This is a genomic window from Paraburkholderia madseniana (assembly GCF_009690905.1).
In the GTDB taxonomy this organism is placed as follows: domain Bacteria; phylum Pseudomonadota; class Gammaproteobacteria; order Burkholderiales; family Burkholderiaceae; genus Paraburkholderia; species Paraburkholderia madseniana.
The window spans coordinates 40774-61044 of sequence record NZ_VOSW01000045.1 but is presented as its reverse complement, the minus strand read 5'-3'; the positions used below and the strand labels follow the sequence as shown (position 1 = coordinate 61044).

The 20271-nt window shown below is 62.6% G+C and carries 17 protein-coding genes; 13 read left to right on the top strand and 4 right to left on the bottom strand.

Annotated elements, in window-relative coordinates; genetic code table 11:
- Nucleotides 1-13: 13 nt before the first annotated feature.
- The 3 genes from FSO04_RS23345 to FSO04_RS23335 all read right to left on the bottom strand — a co-directional run bounded on the left by FSO04_RS23345 (nucleotide 14) and on the right by FSO04_RS23335 (nucleotide 4150).
- Nucleotides 14-466, bottom strand: coding sequence for an HU family DNA-binding protein (locus tag FSO04_RS23345; RefSeq protein ID WP_007177969.1), 453 nt, complete (start codon nucleotides 464-466; stop codon nucleotides 14-16).
- A gap of 472 nt (nucleotides 467-938) precedes the next feature.
- A complete protein-coding gene (pdxR, locus tag FSO04_RS23340; protein ID WP_154562908.1) occupies nucleotides 939-2417 on the bottom strand; it encodes a MocR-like pyridoxine biosynthesis transcription factor PdxR in 1479 nt (492 codons plus the stop codon).
- 191 nt (nucleotides 2418-2608) lie between these two features.
- Complete coding sequence (locus FSO04_RS23335) at nucleotides 2609-4150, bottom strand: peptide MFS transporter (protein WP_154562940.1); 1542 nt, start codon at nucleotides 4148-4150, stop codon at nucleotides 2609-2611.
- Between the two features lie 947 nt (nucleotides 4151-5097).
- On the opposite strand from FSO04_RS23335, the gene FSO04_RS23330 reads away from it, so the two are divergent.
- The 7 genes from FSO04_RS23330 to FSO04_RS23300 all read left to right on the top strand — a co-directional run bounded on the left by FSO04_RS23330 (nucleotide 5098) and on the right by FSO04_RS23300 (nucleotide 13129).
- Entirely contained in the window at nucleotides 5098-5670 is a 573-nt protein-coding gene (locus tag FSO04_RS23330; protein ID WP_154562906.1) for a cupin domain-containing protein, read from the top strand.
- Nucleotides 5671-5851: 181 nt separating this feature from the next.
- Nucleotides 5852-7468, top strand: a complete 1617-nt coding sequence (locus FSO04_RS23325) for a peptide ABC transporter substrate-binding protein (protein WP_154562904.1) — start codon at nucleotides 5852-5854, stop codon at nucleotides 7466-7468.
- A 16-nt stretch (nucleotides 7469-7484) separates the two neighbouring features.
- Nucleotides 7485-8423: an ABC transporter permease subunit gene (locus FSO04_RS23320; RefSeq protein ID WP_054040391.1), complete on the top strand. Its 939-nt coding sequence runs from the start codon at nucleotides 7485-7487 to the stop codon at nucleotides 8421-8423.
- A gap of 3 nt (nucleotides 8424-8426) precedes the next feature.
- Nucleotides 8427-9341 carry an ABC transporter permease gene (locus FSO04_RS23315; RefSeq protein WP_154562902.1) on the top strand — a complete coding sequence of 305 codons (915 nt, stop codon included), beginning with the start codon at nucleotides 8427-8429 and terminating at the stop codon, nucleotides 9339-9341.
- 1 nt (nucleotide 9342) lies between these two features.
- On the top strand, nucleotides 9343-10338 hold the full coding sequence (locus FSO04_RS23310; RefSeq protein WP_154562900.1) for an ABC transporter ATP-binding protein: 996 nt from the start codon (nucleotides 9343-9345) through the stop codon (nucleotides 10336-10338).
- Nucleotides 10335-11387: an ABC transporter ATP-binding protein gene (locus tag FSO04_RS23305; protein ID WP_154562898.1), complete on the top strand. Its 1053-nt coding sequence runs from the start codon at nucleotides 10335-10337 to the stop codon at nucleotides 11385-11387. Before FSO04_RS23310 ends, FSO04_RS23305 begins: the two co-directional genes overlap by 4 nt.
- A gap of 152 nt (nucleotides 11388-11539) precedes the next feature.
- Entirely contained in the window at nucleotides 11540-13129 is a 1590-nt protein-coding gene (locus tag FSO04_RS23300) for an OprD family outer membrane porin (protein ID WP_154562896.1), read from the top strand.
- Nucleotides 13130-13226: 97 nt separating this feature from the next.
- On the opposite strand, the gene FSO04_RS23295 is transcribed toward FSO04_RS23300, so the two are convergent.
- Nucleotides 13227-14105 (bottom strand): IclR family transcriptional regulator, encoded by an 879-nt coding sequence (locus FSO04_RS23295; protein ID WP_154562894.1) that lies wholly within the window; start codon nucleotides 14103-14105, stop codon nucleotides 13227-13229.
- Nucleotides 14106-14408: 303 nt separating this feature from the next.
- On the opposite strand from FSO04_RS23295, the gene FSO04_RS23290 reads away from it, so the two are divergent.
- From FSO04_RS23290 to FSO04_RS23265, 6 genes are read left to right on the top strand one after another with little or no spacing between them, the layout of a single operon-like run.
- Nucleotides 14409-15500, top strand: a complete 1092-nt coding sequence (locus tag FSO04_RS23290; RefSeq protein WP_154562892.1) for an ABC transporter ATP-binding protein — start codon at nucleotides 14409-14411, stop codon at nucleotides 15498-15500.
- The gene (locus FSO04_RS23285) at nucleotides 15493-16407 is read left to right on the top strand and encodes an ABC transporter permease (protein ID WP_154562890.1); all 915 of its coding nucleotides are present in this window, start codon (nucleotides 15493-15495) and stop codon (nucleotides 16405-16407) included. The genes FSO04_RS23290 and FSO04_RS23285 overlap by 8 nt, the downstream gene beginning before the upstream one ends.
- A 16-nt stretch (nucleotides 16408-16423) precedes the next feature.
- A complete protein-coding gene (locus tag FSO04_RS23280; protein ID WP_054040373.1) occupies nucleotides 16424-17218 on the top strand; it encodes an ABC transporter permease in 795 nt (264 codons plus the stop codon).
- Entirely contained in the window at nucleotides 17218-17661 is a 444-nt protein-coding gene (locus tag FSO04_RS23275; RefSeq protein WP_233464956.1) for a (2Fe-2S)-binding protein, read from the top strand. Before FSO04_RS23280 ends, FSO04_RS23275 begins: the two co-directional genes overlap by 1 nt.
- Complete coding sequence (locus FSO04_RS23270; RefSeq protein ID WP_154562888.1) at nucleotides 17658-19091, top strand: FAD/NAD(P)-dependent oxidoreductase; 1434 nt, start codon at nucleotides 17658-17660, stop codon at nucleotides 19089-19091. The genes FSO04_RS23275 and FSO04_RS23270 overlap by 4 nt, the downstream gene beginning before the upstream one ends.
- Nucleotides 19084-20211 (top strand): NAD(P)/FAD-dependent oxidoreductase, encoded by a 1128-nt coding sequence (locus FSO04_RS23265; RefSeq protein ID WP_154562885.1) that lies wholly within the window; start codon nucleotides 19084-19086, stop codon nucleotides 20209-20211. The genes FSO04_RS23270 and FSO04_RS23265 overlap by 8 nt, the downstream gene beginning before the upstream one ends.
- Nucleotides 20212-20271: the final 60 nt, after the last annotated feature.

Genomic DNA, 20271 nt, shown 5'->3' with positions numbered 1-20271 from the left:
GCATGAAGCACGATTAGCCTGCTGCTGCGTCTTTCAGCTTCTTCAGCGGACGTGCCTTGATGCGCACGCTAGCCGGCTTGGCCGGGAACCAACGCTCTTCGCCCGAGAACGGGTCTTTGCCGAAGCGCTTCTTCTTCGCCGGCACAGCTTGCACGACGATCTTCAGAAGACCCGACAGCGTGAATTCGCCAGCGCCCTTCTTGTGCACAGCGCCGAGGATCGTGTCTTCGAGCGCGGCCAGAACGGCCTTGGCGGTCTTCGGTTCCACAGCAGCGCGTTCAGCGACGTGTGCAGCCAGCGAGGCCTTCGTGAAGGTGTCCTTGATCGGCGACGGAGCGCTGGACGCCTTCACGGCGACCTTCTTAGCTGCGACGGCTTTCTTCGCAGGGACTTTCTTTGCAGCAACCTTCTTGGTCGGTACCGGGGCAGCAGCCTTCTTGGCCACCTTTTTTGCGGAAGTCGGCATGTTTCTCCTACCTGTAGTGGTCAGTAAATTGCACGAAGCGCACACGGTATGCGCACGCTTCAACGCCGGATTCTACAAGCGCTAATACGATTTGCGCGACTCTTTTGTGTATAACAGCGAAGGTTTGTTGCGCGGCGCAGACTGCGCAACACATTTTGATCCTTGTTTTAGCGGGTAAACGTGCGGCGGCGCGCGTCGGACCGGTCTGCAACACGAACACGTAACGTGCGTTACAAGCCATTTCGACGCCTGAATTGAGGCACTTTCGGCACCGGGCGATCGTCGACGGATAGCGACTCGATGGCGAAACCGTGACTCGCCGACGCGTTCGCCACGCCGATTCACGCGACGGAAAAAACACGCCCCCTGCAGCGAAAGTCTCTGCAAGGGGCGGCTAACATTGCTCTGCGACAGAAAATCGCAGGCCGTTTCAAGGATAGGCTTAAGTAATGTTCGAGCGTGTTTTGAGTCGTCAGCGGGCGAGCCGCGGCAGAATGTCGGCGAGCCTGGTAAGGGCCGCGTCGATATGTTCGACCGCAATGCTGCCGTAACCCAACATCAAACCGGGCTGCGGCTTCGCACGCTGATAAAACGGCGCGAGCCCATACAAACCGATCGACGCTTCACGCGCGGCGCTCACTAGCGCCTCCTCGGTCAACGGCGCCTTCAGCCACGTCGCCATATGGATGCCGGCGGTCGGCACAATCGGTTCGAACCACGGCGCGAGGTCGCCCTGCAAATGCTTCAGCAGCATCGCGCGGCGCGCCGCATAGGTCTTGTGCATGCGCCTCAGATGTTTGGCGAAGTCGCCGTTGAGCATGAAGGTCGCGAGCGCGGTTTGCGTGAGGGTGCAGCCGTGACAGTCGGCAATCTGTCGGGCCTTGAGAAGCGGGCCATAGAGGGAGGCCGGCGGCACCACGTAGCCGACCCGCAGTTCCGGAAAAATCGTCTTCGAAAACGTCCCCACGTATGCGACCAGACCGGCGCGGTCGAGACTCTTCAGCGGCTCCATCGGCCGGCCTTCGAAACGGTACTCGCAGTCGTAGTCGTCTTCGATGATCACGGCGCCGCGTTTCTGCGCCCATTCGAGCAACTCGACGCGCCGCTCCAGACTCATCGGCATGCCGAGCGGGAACTGATGCGAGGGCGTCACGTAGACGATCCGCGCCTTGTCCGGGAGCTTGCTCACGATCAGGCCTTCGGCGTCCACCGGCACCGGCACCACGCGTGCGCCCGTGGCCGTGAAGCACGCCTGTACCGGCGGATAGCCTGGGTCTTCGAGCGCCGCGATCTCGCCGGGCCGCAATGTGATGCGCGCGATCAGATCGAGCGCGTGCTGCGCGCCTTGCGTGACGATCACGTCGTCCCAGTTGCTCGCGACCGCCCGGTTGAACGCCAGGTAGCGCGAAATCGCGAGGCGCAATTCCTGTTCGCCGGCCACGTCGCGATACGTGCCTGGGCTGCGCGCCTGCACACGCAATGCGTGGTTCACGCAGCGGCGCCAGACGTCGAAGGGGAACAGCGATTTGTCGGTCGCGCCGCCGACGAAATCGTGCGGCGAGGCCACCGTGGGCCGCGGCAATGGCAAAGTCTCGGGCATCTCTTCCCACAGCGGTTGGGCACGCGCTGCCGCTTTCGGCTTCGCCTTCGCCCGCTCGCGCGCCGACTCAACCGCCAGTGCATGCGACGAGCGCTCCATCGGCAGACGCTCCAGACCGTCGGCGACGAAGGTGCCCGAACCGGCGCGGGCGCTCAGATAACCTTCAGAGAGCAAGCGTTCGAATGCTTCGAGTGTGGTCTTGCGCGAGACGCCCAATTGCGTGGCGAGATCGCGCGTGGACGGCAAACGCGTGCCGCCGGCGAGGCGCCCTTCGAGTATGCCGGCACGCAACTGCCGGTAGATCTGTCCGGACAGATCGTGACGCCCGTCGACCGCGATATGGATGTCCATCCGAGTGGTTACCTTAAATATCCGGGAAATGCTTATTCCGAAAGACCAATACCGGCCGTAAGCTTACCTCCGTCGCCGCCATCGGAGCAGAAACGTACCGGACATTTACGACAAGGAACCGCGCATAAAACGCAAAATGGCGCGCCTCTGTAATACGAGGCGCGCCATTTTTGTTGCACTACCGGAAGCGATTACTCCGCCACTACTCCATTCAATGCAGCCGCTTGCCGCGCGTTCTCACGCGCTTCATCGCCGCAACGCTGATGCTCACGCGAGAGCTTGCGCATCAGCGGCAACAGCAGCACGGCGATCAGCGCGCCCAACGCCGCAAGCCAACCCAAGCCGTTAAACAACTTGGTGTACAGCGGCAGCGATTCGAGCGGATCGAGATTGCCCGCAGGCATTTGCGCGAAGTTCGCCACCACGCTGCCCAGATACTGCGAAACACCGGTCGCCACGAAGTAAGCACCCATCATGAAGCCGCTCATCCGCGCCGGCACGTAGCGCGCGATCATCGCGAGGCCGAGGCCGCTCACCAGCAATTCGCCGAGCGAATACAAACCGTAGCCGCCCACCATGAACCACGACGACACGCGGCCGTTCACCGCGTAGTTACCGCTCGCCGCATAGACGAAGAAGCCGGCCGCCACCACCGCGAAGCCGAACGCGTACTTCACCGCGACCGGCACGTCCTTGCCGCTCTTCGCGAGCTTCGTATAGAGCAGCGCGAGCACCGGGCTCAGCAACATGATCCAGATCGGATTGAGCGCCTGGAACTGCGCGGCGCTCCATGTGAACCACGTCTGGCCGAACAGAATGAAACGTGGATCGACGTTGCGCAGCGCGAACAGCGTGAGCGACGTCGACATCTGCACGTAGAACACGAAGAACAGGATCACCTGCGCGGTCAGGATCAGCGCCGCCACCAGGCCCGAGCGCTCTGAGCGTTCGCACTTCACCAGCATGTAGCCGAAGATCGCCAGAATCGCGACGCCCGCCGTGTACACGCAAGCCACCGCAATCGCCTTGTGCTGCAGCACGAACATCGTGACCGTGCCGAGCACGATACCGCCCAATGCAACCGCGCCGACGCGTTTCCAGCGGATCGGTTCGGCGTCCGGCGTGGAGCCGATATGCGCGAGCGTGCGGAACATGATGAAGTAATTCAGCACCGACAGCAGCATGCCGGCGCAGCAGACCGCGAATGCCGTATGCCAGCCCCAATGATCCTTGATCCACGGCGTCGCGAGCATCGACACCGTCGAGCCGATATTGACCGCCATGTAATAGATCGTGAATGCGCTGTCGATGCGCGCGTCGTCGCCTTCGTAGATGCGACGCACGAGATTCGCGGCGTTCGCCTTGAACAGCCCGTTGCCCACCACGATCACGCCGAGCGACGCGTACATGTAGCTCAATTGCTCATTAGGTAACGCCAGCATCAGATAGCCGGCTGCCAGCACGCCGGCGCCGAAGATCATCGTGCGGCGCGCGCCGAGAATCTTGTCGCCGATCCAGCCGCCGATCGACGGCGAGGCATACACCAGTGCCGTAAACGCGCCCCACGTGAGGGTGGCGTGGCTGTCGGTGAAGTTCAGCTTGTCGATCATGAACAGGACCAGCAGCGCGGCCATCCCGTAGTAGCCAAAGCGCTCCCACATCTCGATCAGAAAGACCGTCGAGAACGAACGGGTCTGCGAGACCGGTGCGCTGGCGGGATTGGACGAATTCATCATGTACCTCTTGTTCTTACGGTTGCAGCGGCACGCGGACTGGCCACACGGCGCGAAAAACTGGATCTGGGAAAACGGTCGGCGGAGCCCGCGCGACCGCGGCACACGCATTTGCATAGCATGTGCGTAGCGAGCGGCACGCTCAGCTACGCGCTCATCTGCAAACCAGGTTGCAAAGCGAGGCGCCGGTACCAGCAGAAAAACCAGGGAATGGGATGGAGGCCCGCCACGCGGGACGTCCCGAAGGAACTGCCCTTGGGGGACGCTGCGCCACATCGGGCTCGGGTTCCGGCAAGCGGAACGGGCTCAATGATAAAGCATTGTGGGGAACGGCTATCCGGCGGGCGGCAGATGACGGCCGCGCCGGGCGGCGGGCACACAGCCCACGGCGGGAAAAATCGGCAGTGATAGTCATGTCCTCATGCCGGCGAGCGTTCTGATGGAACGTGCCGGACAATGCTCCGCCGCGCAGGATCGCTGCGCGCGGAATAAAAAACAGCGGTTGGCGTCGCGTCTGATACAAACACGTGCGCCCATCCGCCAAGCGGGCCTGATTCTGCAAACAGAAGCACGGTTCGTCACTCAGGGAATTCACTGATGCCACGCCAATTACCTGTTCTTACACGCCATATTCCTTCGTTCCCCAGTCGGGCGTGGCTGAAAATAGTCTTTGATGTCATGCCTTTAACGTCTCCTGATCCTCAATTTGCATCAATGCCGACACCCATTGCATACAGCAGTCTTTACCGCATCCGCTTTCAGTTTCTCGCCGATTGCCGGTCAAAACGGCTGGCGCGGATTTCGGTTCTGGCAACATAGAGCGTTGTCTCGAAATTGCGGCCCCTTGCACGACCGGGCGCTGAACGGCCCGCCACCCCGGCCTGGACCGCAATCAAACCATATTTACTTATATCAAACAAATTTTGACGGGCTAATTTCCTCCTGCTATGGTCACGACAATTCAAAAGAACAACCCGGCACTCGAACTTGGGAGCAAGATCCGCGCGCTGCGGCAACGGCTGAAGCGCACGCTGGATGAAACGGCAACAGCGGCGGGGATTTCCAAACCGTTTTTGTCGCAAGTCGAACGCGGTCTGGCGTCACCGTCCATCACTTCGCTGGCCGGGATTGCCCACGCACTCGGGGTGACGGTGCAGTATTTCGTCGACACGCCAAGCGAAGAACGCTCGATGTGCCGCGGCGATCAGTTGAAGTTTTTCGGTTTTGCAGACTCAGCCAATCTGTTTGCACGGTTGACTAATCTGACGGGCGGCCGTCAGCTCGAAGCGATCCTCGTGAGGATGCCGCCCGGGCAGAAACGCTCGGAAGTCACCACGCATGCCGGTGAAGAGTTTATGTATGTGATCAGCGGCGAAGTGTCGTTGACGCTGGAAGGTAAGACGTTCGTGCTGCACGCGGGAGACAGCGCGCATTACGAATCGACGGTGCCTCATAGCTGGGCGAATACCGCGCGTATCGAGACGGTGGTCGTCTGGGTGGGTACACCGAGACTGTTTTAAAAAGCAGGCACCTTTTCCGGTTGATCCGGCCAGGGTTTGCCTGCATTACGAAATGTAAGGAATCCTGCATGTCGCGCAACCAACACGGGCAACAAGGGCCGCCCTGCCCCGAGCACCGCAGATAACCGGGCGCCCTGGCGCCAGCGCGTTCTTCTCTCGACCTTTCCTGCGACCTCAACCGATGAAAACCCCGTTTGCTTACGCGACGGCGCTGACCGCGCTCGTCCTTACGTTTCAGCCCTCCGCCTTCGCCGTCAACGTACCCGCAGGTGTCACCCTCGCCGCAAGCCAGGAAATGACCCGCCAGGTACCGGCCGAAACCGAATCGCTCGACCCCGCGCATATCGAATCCTGGACCGGCGACACGATCGCGCTCGACATGTTCGAAGGTCTGACGCGCATCGACGCGGCCGGCGCGATCGTGCCGGGCGTCGCGCAATCGTGGACGCGCACCGGGCCGACTACGTGGGTTTTCAAGCTGCGCCACGATGCGCGCTGGAGCAATGGCCAGCCGGTCACGGCGGCTGACTTCATCTATGCATGGCAACGCGTGCTCGATCCGAAAACGGGTTCGAAATACACGGTGCTGGTCGAATTCGTGAAGAACGCCAAGGCGATCCTCGCCGGCAAGGCGCCGCTGACGAGCCTCGCCGCACGTGCCGTCGATCCGTACACGCTCGAAGTCACCACCGAAGTGCCGGCCGCCTTCTTCCCGCAACTGACCGCCATGCCGGCCATGGCCCCGGTCAATCGTGAGACCGTGACCAAATTCGGCGGCGACTGGACTCGTCCGGGCAACTTCGTCGGTAACGGCCCGTATGTGCTGACCGACTGGCAGCCGAGCAACCGGCTGGTGGCATCCAAAAGCAGCACGTACTGGAACGCCAGCAAGGTCGTGATCACGAAAGTGACCTATCTGCCGATCGAAAACGACGAAACGGCGATGCGCATGTATCAGGCCGGCCAGTTCGACTACACGTATTCGATTCCGTCGGGCATCTATGCGCAGGTCAGCAAACAGTTCGGCTCCGAACTGAAAACCGGCCTGCAGATCGCCACCTACTACTACAGCCTGAACAACGAAGACCCGGCATTCAAGGACAAGCGAGTGCGCCAGGCGCTGGCGATGGTGCTGGATCGCGACCTGCTGACCAAGCGTATAACGGCCGACGGCGAGGTGTCGATGTACGGCCTGATCGCCAAGGGCACGGAAGGCTCGAACGTCTTCACGCCTGACTGGGTAAGCTGGCCGATGGCCAAGCGCGTCGATTACGCGCGCAATCTGTTGAAGGCCGCAGGCTATTCGGACGCGAAGCCGCTGACGTTCACCCTCACCTACAACACCAACGACCTGCACAAGAAGGTCGCGCTGTTTGCCACCTCGGAATGGCGCACCAAGCTCGGCGTGACCGCCAAGCTCGAAAACGTCGAATACAAGGTCCTGCTCAAGCAACGCCACGACGGCAAGGTGCAGGCCTCGCGCGACGGCTGGTTCGTCGACTACAACGACGCCAACTCGTTTTTCGATCTGATACGCTGCAACAGCGTGCAGAACGATCAGCGCTACTGCAACCCGCAAGTCGACAAACTGGTCGATGAAGGCAACCTGCAACTCGACGACGCGAAGCGCACCGCCCTGCTCACGCAGGCGCACGATCTGGCCATGAACGACTACCCGCTGGTATCGCTCTTCCAGTACTCGGCGGACCGGCTGGTCAAGTCGTATGTCGGCGGCTACACGTCGACCAATTACGTCGACCAGCGCGCCACGCAAGACATGTATCTGATCAAGCACTAAGCGCGGGAGCACCGTCATGCTGGCTTACACGCTGCGCCGCACGCTCTGGGCGATCCCGACGATTCTCGCCGTGATCACCGCGTGCTATCTGCTGCTGCACCTCACCCCCGGCGGGCCGTTCGACACGGAGAAACACCTGTCGGCGGCCGTGCTCGCGAACCTCAACGCCAAGTATCACCTCGACGAACCGTTGTGGCTGCAGTACCTCCACTACCTGGGCTCGCTGCTGCACGGCGACCTCGGCCCGTCGTTCCGCTACGCCGACTGGAGCGTCAACGATCTGGTGTGGAAGGCGTTGCCGGTGAGTCTCGGCGTCGGCGGCGTATCGGTGCCGATCGCACTGGTGATCGGCGTCGCGCTCGGCACGCTGGCCGCGGTGCGGCGTGACCGCTTCGTCGATCACTTCGTGATGGTGCTCGGCAATATCGGCAACGTGGTGCCGCCGTTCGTGCTCGGGCCGGTGCTGGTGTGGATCTTCGCGATTCTGCTGAAGACTTCCGAAGGCCACGGCTGGCTGCCGGCCGGCGGCTGGGGCGAAGGCGAGTGGCGCTATCGCGTGCTGCCGATCGTGCTGCTCGTCATCATCAACGTTGCCGGGATCGCGCGCGTGATGCGCGGCAGCATGATCGAAGTGCTGTCGGGTAACTTCATCCGCACAGCGCGCGCCAAAGGTCTGCCGGGCCGCACGATCGTGTTGCGCCACGCGATGAAGCCCGCGCTGATGCCGGTCGTGTCGCTGCTCGGCTCGATCTGCATCTCGTCGATCACCGCGGCCGTGGTCACCGAATCGGTGTTCGCGCTGCCGGGTCTCGGCCAGCTGGTCGTCAACGGCGCGATCAATCGCGACTACACCCTCGTGCTCGGCCTCGTCGTGCTGACGACCGCCGTCGCCGTGCTGTTCAATCTGCTGGTCGACCTCGCGTATGCATGGCTCGATCCGCGCATCCGGTACTGATCCATGGCCCGCTCATTTCAAACGACTGCCGCGGCGCTCGATCCGCTCGCGGCCATTGCCAACGCGCCGCGTTCGCGCGGCCCGCTCGCCACCGCTGCCGCGCGCTTCGTGCGCAACCGCGCGGCGTTCGCCGGCTTTGTCGTCTTGCTGCTGATCGTGATTGCCTGCGTGGCCGGTCCGTGGTTCCTGCCGAATAATCCGATCGATAGCGACTGGAGCGCGATCAGCCTCGCGCCCACGCTGCAAAACATGCACTGGTTCGGCACTGACGAACTCGGCCGCGACCTGCTCGCGCGCACGCTGCAGGGCGGGCGCGTGTCGCTCGAAGTCGGCCTGCTCGGCACACTGGTGTCGGGACTGATCGGCGTGGCGTATGGCGCCACCGCCGGCTATCTGGGTGGCCGCGTCGACGCGGTGATGATGCGTATCGTCGACATGATGTACGCGATCCCCTACATGCTGATCGCCATCCTGATGATGACGCTGTTCGGCCGCGCGTTCTATCTGGTCGTCCTCACCATCAGCGCGTTTTCGTGGCTCGACATGGCGCGCGTGGTGCGCGGTCAGACGCTGTCGCTGCGCTCGCGCGAATTCATCGACGCCGCCCGTGCGATCGGCGTGAGTTCGCGTTCGATCATCGCTCGCCACATCGTGCCGAATCTGTTCGGCGTGGTGGTGGTGTACGCGAGCGTGACGGTACCGAATATCGTGCTGACCGAATCGGTACTGTCGTTCCTCGGCCTCGGGGTGCAGGAACCCATGACGAGCTGGGGCGTGCTGATCCAGGACGGCGCGCAGAAACTCGATTCGATGCCCTGGCTGCTGCTGTGCCCGGCCGTGATGTTGTGCATCACCCTGTATTCCGTGAATTTCGTCGGCGATGGTCTGCGCGACGCGTTCGACCCGAAGGACCGCTGACATGCCGCTACTCGAAGTCAAAGACCTGAGCGTGCGCTTCACGCGCCGCGAGGGCGCACCCGTCGACGCGGTGCAGCGCGTATCGTTTTCGCTCGAAGCGGGCCGCACGCTTGGCATCGTCGGCGAATCGGGTTCGGGCAAAAGCCAGACGGTGATGGCGCTGCTCGGCCTCCTGGCCGGCAACGGCAAGGTGTCGGGCGCCGCGACCTATCGCGGCGAAAACCTGCTGACGATGAACGAAGCCGCGTTGAACAGGATTCGCGGCGACCGCATCGGCATGATCTTCCAGGACCCGATGACCTCGCTCAATCCGTTCCTGACGATCGAACGGCAGATGACCGAGACGCTGCAACTGCATCGCAAGATGTCGCGCCGCGAAGCGCGCCGCCGCGCCATCGAAACGCTCGAAACGGTGCGTATTCCCGATGCCGCGCGGCGCATCAATATGTATCCGCACGAGTTCTCCGGCGGCATGCGGCAACGCGTGATGATCGCCATGGCCCTCCTCTCCGAGCCGGAAATCCTGATCGCCGACGAGCCGACCACCGCGCTCGACGTGACCGTGCAGGCGCAGATCATCGAACTGCTGCGCGAACTGAACCGCGAACGTGGCACCGCGATCATTCTGATCACGCATGACATGGGCGTCGTGGCCGGTTTGTGCGACGACGTGATGGTGATGTACGCCGGCCAAACCGTCGAGCAGGCGAACGCCGCCACGCTGTTCGCCGCACCAACCCATCCGTACACGATCGGTCTCCTGAACGCGCTGCCGCGCCTCACCGACGACGATGACCGTCCGCTGCAAACCATTCCCGGCAACCCGCCGTTACCCGGCGAAGTCGGCGAAGGCTGCGCATTCGCGCCGCGCTGCACGTATTGCTCCGACCGCTGCCGCGAGTCGCGGCCTGCGCTTATCGCGTCGCCTACGGCTGCCGATGCGTTGCGCGCGTGCCACCGGCCAGTGCAGGAAATCATGGAGGTACAACACGTATGAACGCCACTTCCATTGCAAGCCAGGGCCAAAGTCCGGCAACGCTGTTGTCAGTCGACGATCTCAAGGTGCAGTTCGGCGTGCCGCGCGGCGGCTTTCCATGGTCAGGCAAAGCGACGCTGCGCGCGGTGGACGGCGTGTCGTTCAGCGTGCGGCGCGGCGAAACCGTGGGCCTCGTCGGCGAATCGGGCTGCGGCAAGTCCACCTTGGCGCGCGCGATCATCGGGCTCGCGCCGGTGGCTAGCGGCAGCGTGCGCTGGCTCGACAAGGAAACCGTTCTGACGGGGGCGCATCGCGATACCTCGCGCTTGCGCCGCGACGTGCAGATGATTTTCCAGGACCCGCTCGCCTCGCTCGATCCGCGCATGACGATCGAACAGATCGTCGCCGAACCCTTGCGCACGCATGGCCAGGACATTGCCCGCGCCGACGTGCAACGGCGCGTTCTGACCATGCTCGAACGCGTCGGTCTCAACGCGCAGCATCTGCGCCGCTATCCGCATGAGTTTTCCGGCGGCCAGTGTCAGCGCGTCGGGATTGCGCGCGCGTTGATCGGCGAACCGCAACTGGTAATCTGCGACGAGCCGGTGTCGGCGCTCGACGTCTCGATCCAGGCGCAAATCGTCAACCTGTTGCGCGATCTGCAGCGCGAGTTGTCGCTGTCACTGCTGTTCGTCGCGCACGATCTCGCCGTCGTCAAGGCGATCAGCCACCGCGTGCTGGTGATGTATCTGGGTCGTGTGATGGAGTTCGGCGACAAGCGCGACGTATATGGCACGCCGCGTCATCCGTACACGCGTGCGTTGCTGTCGGCCGTGCCGGTGCCCGATCCGGTGGTTGAACGCGCCCGCCGTCATCTGCTGTTGCGCGGCGAGATTGCGTCGCCGCTCAGCCCACCCTCCGGCTGCGCGTTTCGCACGCGCTGCCCGGATGCGATCGAGGCCTGCGCCAGCGAGATTCCACAGGCTGTCACGCATGGTGCGAGCGCGACACGCGTCGCGTGCATTCGCGTGAACGACGCCCCCATAGCAGTCCCCTTGGGGCATCGCTAAAGAGATCAGTCTGAAAATTTAAACCGTATTCCCCGGCGCGGCGGGCCGCCGCGCCGTTGGATTCGTTCGTCCTGCCATCAGCGGGACAAACGATACGCGTGGAGTGGCTAAACGCCAGCCAAAGACTCACCAAAATAACAGAGACGTACTACATGAAAGATAGCCGAACAGAAAAGTGGTCAAAAAAAACTAATGCAGCCACCTTCTTTTACTGCGCATTCACGCTGCCCGCGCTGACCATCGGCGCGAGTGCCTACGCCGACGACGTCGTACTGGAGCCCACCTCCGATACGACGAAAACTCAAACACTCGCGCAAACGTTTTCCTCTCCTACGCAACGATCGCAAGCAACGCCCGCCTCGCAAAGTTCGCAAGCCAACACGCCCGGCAAGCGCAGAGCCGAACAGGGCGGCCAGGTGCGCAACGATCAACCCGACACCACCAATGCCGTCGTCAATGCGGAAGCCAGCCAGACGGTGACGCCACCCACCCCGCCGTCGAGCCAGGCAGCGAGCAAGGGCTTTATCGCCGATAGCCATCTGAACCTGCAGTTCCGCAACTATTCCGACTACTTCCAGGCGCCCACCTCGATCTATCGTCACGCGTGGGTTCAGGGTGCGCAAGTCAACTACGAATCCGGTTTCACGCAGGGCCTGGTTGGCTTCGGTGTCGACGCGTCACTGTTCGCCGCGCTCAAGCTCGACGGCGGCAACGGCGCCGGCAACATGGTACACGTCGGCAAGGACGGCGGCGGCTCGCAGCAGCTCGCGTGGGCTTACCCCGGCATGTACGACATCAAGGGACGTATTTCGGAAACGGTCGTGAAGTACGGTCTGCAGACCGTCACCAATCCGTTCCTCGAACCGCATGACAACCGCGCATTGCCGCCGACGTTCCTCGGTGTCTCGATGGTCAGCAACGATCTGGTTCACACGACGCTCGAGGCCGGCAGTTTCACCAAAGTCGATGCACGCGGCCACACGAACCTGACTAACCTGACCACCTCGTACGGCGGCACGCGCATCGACCGCCTGACTTACGTGGGCGGAACGTGGCACTACGCGAAGAACGGCGAAATGGCGCTGTACGTCGACCAGGCGGACGACGTCTGGCGTCAGTACTACGGCTCGGTCGCGCAGTCGTTCGGCGACCCGACCACGATCAAGTGGAGCGGTCTCGCGAATATCTACTCGACGCACGATACCGGCGCATCACGCCAGGGGCATATCAACAGCAACGCGTACAGCCTGTCGGTTTCCGCACAGCACGGCCCACATGCGCTGCTGCTCGGTTACCAGCAGGTGCTCGGCGATCAGTTCTTCGACTACGTCAACGAGACCAACGGTATCTACCTGACCAACTCGATGGACGTCGACTACAACGCGCCGCATGAGCAGTCGCTGCAATTGCGCTACACGTTCGACGGCAAATACGCCGGCGTGCCGGGGTTCAAGGCGATGTTCTGGGGCGAGTACGGCTGGGGTGCGGATGCGTCGGCGGGTGCCGCGGACAATGCTTCGGCGTCCGCGCCGCTGCACAACCTGTACTGGAAGAACGGTGAACCGGTGCACGGCCACCATCACGAGTTCGGCTTCATTCCGAGCTATACGCTGCAGAGCGGCCGCTTCAAGGACACGAAGGTCACGTTCATCGCGATGTGGCACAACGCCTCGCGCTATTACTCCGATGGCAACAATATGGAGTACCGGTTGGTGGTGAATGTGCCGGTGAAGGTGTTCTAAAGCGAGCGGGTTTCTCGCTGTTTTGAAAATCGAAGGGCGTCACATTTCGCCTCAACGTGACGCCCCTTTCGCTTTCAGTTTCAGTTTCAGTTTCAGCTTACCCCGCGATCCGCTCGGTAGTCATCGCCCGCGACAAACCATGCATCGGCCGGCGCAACGCGACATCGAAGGGATTGGTTTGCGGGCCGATCGCATCCGCCTGACGGCGCAGCAATTCGACCACCATCGGCAGGCGATCGTCGCCGAGACGCGCCGCCAGCGTGCCCACGCTCAGCGCCGCCACCGCGACACCCGTGCGATCCAGAATCGGCACCGCCACGCCCGCCATGCCGTCGAGTACCCCACTATTGCGGCCCGCGTACCCGAGTTGGCGCACACGCTCGATCTCGGTGCGCAAATACACTTCGTCGAGCACGCCATAGCCGCGAATGCGCGGCACATTAAAGCGGATGATCTCTTCACGCTCCGCTTCCGGCAGGAACGCGAGAATCGCCAGACTCCCCTGACCGACACCCAAGGCCACGCGCCCGCCAATATCGCCGGTGAACGAGCGAATCGGAAACGGCCCTTCGCAAATGTCGAGACACACCGCGTCGAAGCTGCTTTTGACCAGCAGAAAAATCGTGTCGCCAAGACTCGCGCACAGCCGCAGCAGCGCGGGACGGCACAGCGTGCGCATGCCGCTCGGATTGCCGGCCTGCGCGGCGAGCGCGAAGAAATCGACACTCAGCCGATAAAGCTTTGAGCTTTCGTCCTGCTCGACGATGCCTTCCGCGATCAGCGCGTGAAGAATGCGATGCACCGTGCCTTGCGTGAGACCCACCGCCTTCGCGAGACGCGTGACGCGGCCTCCGTCGGGTTGCGCTTCGGATAACGCACGGATCACCGCGAAGGCGCGCTCCAGCATCCCGGGGCCGGGCGGACTGCCGGTATCGGCCAGTGCGGGATCGGCATCTCGTTTGGTGGCAGCATTCATCTCTGTCGCTCCGATTTATTTCATTGACCGGAACACTATAGAGGGAATTATCCATGAATGGAATATTCCCGGCACGCCCGTTCCATTTGCACTTTATTCTGATTCATAGGGATTTTCCGGACGTCATGGAACGGAATGATCGATGCCAGTCTTGCCGAATCTATTCCGCTCATCGGAATTTTTTCTAAACTTATACCGTCAAACGGAATTTGAAATTGACGCCATGCAATTTGGCTGGATAGAGTCGGCTCCATCGAGGCAGTAGCCGATTGAACCGGTGTCGATCCATCCAAAGGCCAGATCATGTCGTTCCTCACACTCACGGACGTAGCGAAATCGTTCGGCGATCTGCAGGCAGTCGCCGACGTGAACCTGTCGGTTGAGAAAGGCGAGTTCGTTTCGCTGCTCGGACCGTCGGGTTGCGGCAAGACCACCACGTTGCAGATGATCGCGGGCTTCGTCGAAACGACGCGCGGCCGCATCACGCTCGACGGCCGCGACATCACTCACATGAAGCCGAACAAACGCGGTCTCGGCATCGTGTTCCAGAGCTACGCGCTATTTCCGCATATGAGCGTCGCAGAAAACGTCGGCTTCGGTCTGGAGATGCGCAACATCGACAAGGCCGAACGCAAGGAGCGAGTGCGCGAAGCACTGGCACTGGTGCGGCTCGATGCGCTCGCGCACCGCTTTCCGCGCGAGTTGTCCGGCGGCCAGCGGCAGCGTGTGGCGATTGCTCGCGCGATCGTGATCGCGCCGCCCGTGTTGCTGCTCGACGAACCGATGTCGAACCTCGACGCCAAGCTGCGCGAAGACATGCAGTTCGAACTGCGCGCCATTCAACGCAAGATCGGCACGACCACCATCATGGTCACGCACGACCAGTCAGAAGCGCTGTCGATCAGCGACCGAGTGGTGGTGATGGAAGCCGGCCGCATTACGCAGATCGACACGCCGTACGAAGCGTACGAACGGCCTGAAAACAGATTTGTCTCGCAGTTCATCGGCAAGGCGAACATGCTGCCGGGCACCGTGGTGGCGCGCGACGGCGACGCGATCCGCATCGACCTCGGACACGATCTCGCCGAGACGGGCCACACCGCGCAACTGCCGATGCGCGAACGCGTGATCGGCGTCGGCGATGCGGTCACGTTGTGCATTCGTCCGGAAAAACTGCGCCTGTGTGCGCCGAACGCGGGACGTCTGGCTGCCACCGTGACGAGCCGCTTCTTCCTCGGCAGCCAATGGTTGTACCGCGTGGACAGCCGGCTCGGCGAAGTGCTGGTGTGCTGCCAGAACGAAGGCACCGAACCGTTGCCGGAAGGCGCGGCGGTCGGCGTCGACTGGAACAGCGAGGCGATCCGCTTCATTCAACGGGATGCGCATCATGGCTAGTACGCTGCCCGCTTCGAACAACGACAGCATGAAGACCGGCAATGCGCGCCGCGCGCCGTGGCAGGCGTTCCTGCCGTTGTGGCTGATGTGCGCGCCGGCTTTCCTGCTGTTTGCGACGCTCGTGCTGGTGCCGCTCGTGATGACGCTGGTGCTGACCTTCTACCGCTTCGATCCGTCGAGCGGCCCGCTCGCCGCATTCCAGTTCGGCAACTATGCGGAAGTGCTGCAATCGTCGTATTTCCACACGATCTTCCTGCGCACCTTCGGCATTGCCTTTCTGACCACCCTGCTGTGCATCGTGATCGGCACGCCCGAAGCCTACGTGCTGTCGCGCATGCGCGATCCGTATCGCTCGATGTTCCTGTTGATCATCCTCGCACCGCTGCTGGTCTCGGTCGTGGTGCGCGCGTTCGGCTGGAGCATGCTGCTCAACAGCAACGGCCTCGTGAATCAGGCGTTCGGTCTTATCGGGCTCGGACCGTACAAGCTCGAATACACCACCTTTGCGATCGTGATTGCACTGGTGCACGTGATGTTGCCGTTTATGGTGATTCCCGTGTGGACCGCGTTGCAGAAGCTCGACCCGCAAACGGAAAATGCCGCGCTTTCGCTGATGGCCTCCCCCGCCACCACGCTGCGCCGCATCGTGTTACCGCAACTCACGCCGGGCATTTTGTCGGGCAGCCTGATGGTGTTCGGCCTGTCGGCGAGCGCGTTCGCGATTCCCGGACTGCTCGGCGGACGGCGCCTGAAAGTCGCCGCAACCGCCGTCTATGACGAATTCCTCGGCTCGCTGAACTGGCCGCTCGGCGCGACCATTGCCCTCCTGCTGCTGGTCGCGAATCTGATCGTGATGCTCACTTACTACCGGGTTCTGGAACGCAAGTACACCAGAAGCCTCGGCTAAACCTCCCGAGATCATCATGAGAAAAAACGGCCCCATTGCGCTGATTTTCCACACGCTCGTCATCGCGTTCGTGCTCGCGCCGCTCGTGATCGTGGTGCTGGTCGCCTTCACGCCTGACGAAACGCTCACGTTGCCCACGCACGGCGTATCGCTGCGCTGGTTCCGCGCGATCCTCAATTACCCGGACTTTATCTCGGCGTTCTTCAACAGCCTGAAGCTGGCGTTTGCCTCGGCAACGTTGTCCTTGATCGTCGCTTTGCCTGCCGCGCTGGCCATCGGTCGTGCGCGCTTTCCGGGACGCGGTTTCCTTAACGGCTTACTGCTGTCGCCATTGGTGATTCCCGGTCTCGTGCTCGGCATCGCACTGCTGCGCTTCTTCGCGCTGATCGGCGCGACCGGTTCGTTCGCGTGGCTTGTGCTCGCGCACATGATCATCATCACGCCGTTCGTGATGCGGCTCGTGCTGGCCTCGGTCAGCGGTCTCGACCGCAGTGTGGAACATGCCGCGCACTCGCTCGGTGCTGATGCATGGACCACGTTTCGCCGCATCACCTTCCCGATGATTCTGCCTGGCATTACGGGTGGCTGGTTGCTCGCGTTCATCAACAGCTTCGACGAACTGACGATGTCGATCTTCGTCACTTCGCCGCAAACCGTCACGCTGCCGGTGCGCATGTACATGTACGCGACCGAATCGATCGACCCGATGATGGCGTCCGTTTCCGCGCTGGTGATCTTCATCACCGCCGGCGCGATGCTGCTGCTCGATCGCGTATATGGGCTCAACCGGATTCTGATCGGCCAGCACTGATGTCTTCTACTGCTCTCTCTAACATGCCGTCGAATTTGCCGTCCTCCGAATCCGCCGCGCCGAAACGCGATGCGCAATTCGTTCGCGTTGCGGAGACGCAGCGTGAACCGCTTAGCTTTTTTATCGATGGTCATGAAGTCACCGCGTTGCAAGGCGATACGCTGCTCACCGCCGTGCTGATGCAACAACGTCGCGTGCGCGAAAGCGAATTCAGCGGCGCGCCACGCGCCGGCTTCTGCCTGATCGGCGCTTGCCAGGATTGTTGGATGCGTACCGAAGAGGGTCTGCGTTTGCGCGCGTGCTCGACACTGGTGACGCAGGGTATGCGGGTGGTCACGCGGCTCGCTGAAGTTGCTTCCGTTGCTGCCACTGCTGCTGTCTCTCCCGTCTCTGCTCCGACTGCTGCTACCTCTGCCGCGACGGCAAACGGAGACACGCAATGAGCAACGAACACCGCGTGGTGATCGTCGGCGCGGGACCGGCGGGCGTCCGCGCCGCCGAAACGCTGGTGGCGGCCGGCATCAAGCCCATCGTGCTGGACGAAAACGCTCGCTGGGGTGGACAGATCTATCGTCAACCGCCTGCGAACGGCGCGTTCCAGCGCTCGAAGAAAACGCTCTACGGTTTTGAAGCGCACAAGGCCGACGCATTACATACGACGATGGCCGCGCTGCTTCCGCATCTCGACTATCGCCCCGACACACTGGCCTGGGCTTGTGCACCGGGCCGTCTCGATACGCTGCACGCGGGACGGGAAATCAGTGTGCCGTTTTCGCATCTGATCATCGCGAGCGGCGCCACCGATCGTGTGCTGCCGGTGCCGGGCTGGACCCTGCCCGGCGTCTACACACTAGGCGCGGCGCAGGTCGCTTTGAAGGCGCAAGGCTGTGCGATCGGCCGGCGCGTGGTACTCGCTGGTACCGGGCCGCTGCTCTATCTCGTGGCCTATCAGTACGTGAAAGCCGGTGCACAGGTGGTAGCTGTACTCGACACGAGTCCGCTATCGCAGCAGATTGCGGCGGCGCCGAAACTCGCGCGGCAACCTGCAACGTTCGCGAAAGGGCTCTACTACGTCGGCTGGCTAAAGATCCACGGCGTGCGGATCGAACGCGATGTGAACCTGATCGGCATTCGTGGCGACCAAGGTGTGAGTGCAATTGAATGGTGTTCTTCGGCCGACGGTTCGAAAACCGAATCCATCGCATGCGACGCCGTCGGCATCAGCTTCGGCCTGAAGCCTGAAACCCAACTCGCCGATCTCGCCGGGTGCCGCTTCCGCTTCGATACGCACAATCGTTGCTGGCTACCCGAACTCGACCCGGCCGGCCGCAGCTCCGTGCGCGGCATCTATCTGGCGGGCGACGGTGCGGGCATCGCGGGCGCCGACGCTGCCGAACTCGCCGGCCGCCGCACCGCGCTCGCGCTACTCGACGACCTCGGCATCGCTCATCCACGTGGCCTCGGCATGCGCGACGCGGCTTCCCTCGAGCGCGGCCTGCAACGTATCGCGGTGTTTCGACAAGGTATCGAAGCGGCATTTGCACTGCCCGCAAAATGCGCAGCACAATGGCCCGACGACATGACCGTGTGCCGTTGCGAAGAAATCGATGCAGGCACCTTGCGGCGCTGCATCCGCGGTGGCGAAGCGAACGAGATCAATCGACTGAAAGCGCTCACTCGCGTCGGCATGGGCCGTTGCCAGGGACGCATGTGCGGCGAAGCGGCATTGACGCTGCTTGCGGCAGAAACCGGCAAACCCCTCGAAGCAGTAGGCCGTTTGCGTAGCCAGCCGCCTGTCAAACCGATTCCGCTATCGCCGGCGATGTATGCCGACGACGTCGTCGAGATTCCCGAGGAGGCGCGCGATGAGTGACACCCTGCACTACGACGTGGCGATTGCGGGCGGTGGCCTGGTCGGCTCATCGGCAGCGTTGGCGCTCGCGCGGCGCGGCTTGCGCGTGGGCCTGTTCGAGCGGCGCTATTGCGGCGCACAGGCAAGCGGCGTGAACTACGGCGGCGTGCGCGTCCAGGGACGGCCGGCCGAACAGATGCCGCTTGCGATGCGCGCACGGCGCATCTGGGACCGCTTGCCGGAGCTGATCGGCATCGACGGAGAATTCACTGTGTCGGGACATTTGCGGCTCGCGCGCAGCGAAGCCGATCTTGCCGCGCTCGAAGCATGGGCGGACATGGCGCGCGGCCACGGACTGCAAGCGCAAGTCATCAGCGGCGCCACGTTCCGGCAACGCTATCCATGGCTGGGCGCTGCAGCGGTCGGCGGCTCGCTTTGTGCGACCGATGGCCATGCGAATCCGCGTCTGGTCTCACCCGCGTTCGCCCGCGCCGCGCGCGCCGCAGGCGCGGATGTGCGCGAGCAAACCGAACTGACCGACATCCATCACGACGGCACGCGCTTCCAGCTACGAGCAGGCGACACGCGCATCAGCGCCGACTGGTTGATCAACTCCGCCGGCGCATGGGCGAATACGGTCGCCGGTTACTTCGGCGAAACCGCGCCGATGAAACCGATCTACCCAAACATGTGGGTCACCGAACCGCTGCCGCATTTCATCACGCACAACCTCGGCGTGTACGGCGGCGGCATCTACGCACGGCAAGTGGCGCGCGGCAATTGCGTGATCGGCGGCGGGCGCGGACATGGCGACGGCGAGTACGGTCAACCGTCGACGGAAACCACTCGCGCGGTAATGCGCGATGCGTGCGCCCTGCTGCCCCCGTTGCGCGAGGCGCTGCTGATCCGCACGTGGAGCGGCGTGGAAGGCGAAACACCCGACAGCAACCCGATCATCGGTGCAAGCCGCACGGTGCCGCGACTGTTGCATGCGTTCGGCTTTTCGGGCGGCGGGTTTCTGCTGGCGCCGGGCGTCGGCGAAATACTCGCGGATCTCGTGATCGACGGCGCCACAACCACACCGCTCGACGCTTTTTCGATCAATCGCTTCGCTGCTGTTGCTGCGCCGTCCGTCGCTTAGTTATCGCTTAGTTATCGCTTAGTTATCGCTCAGTCATCGCCTCGTTATCGTTTAATGAAA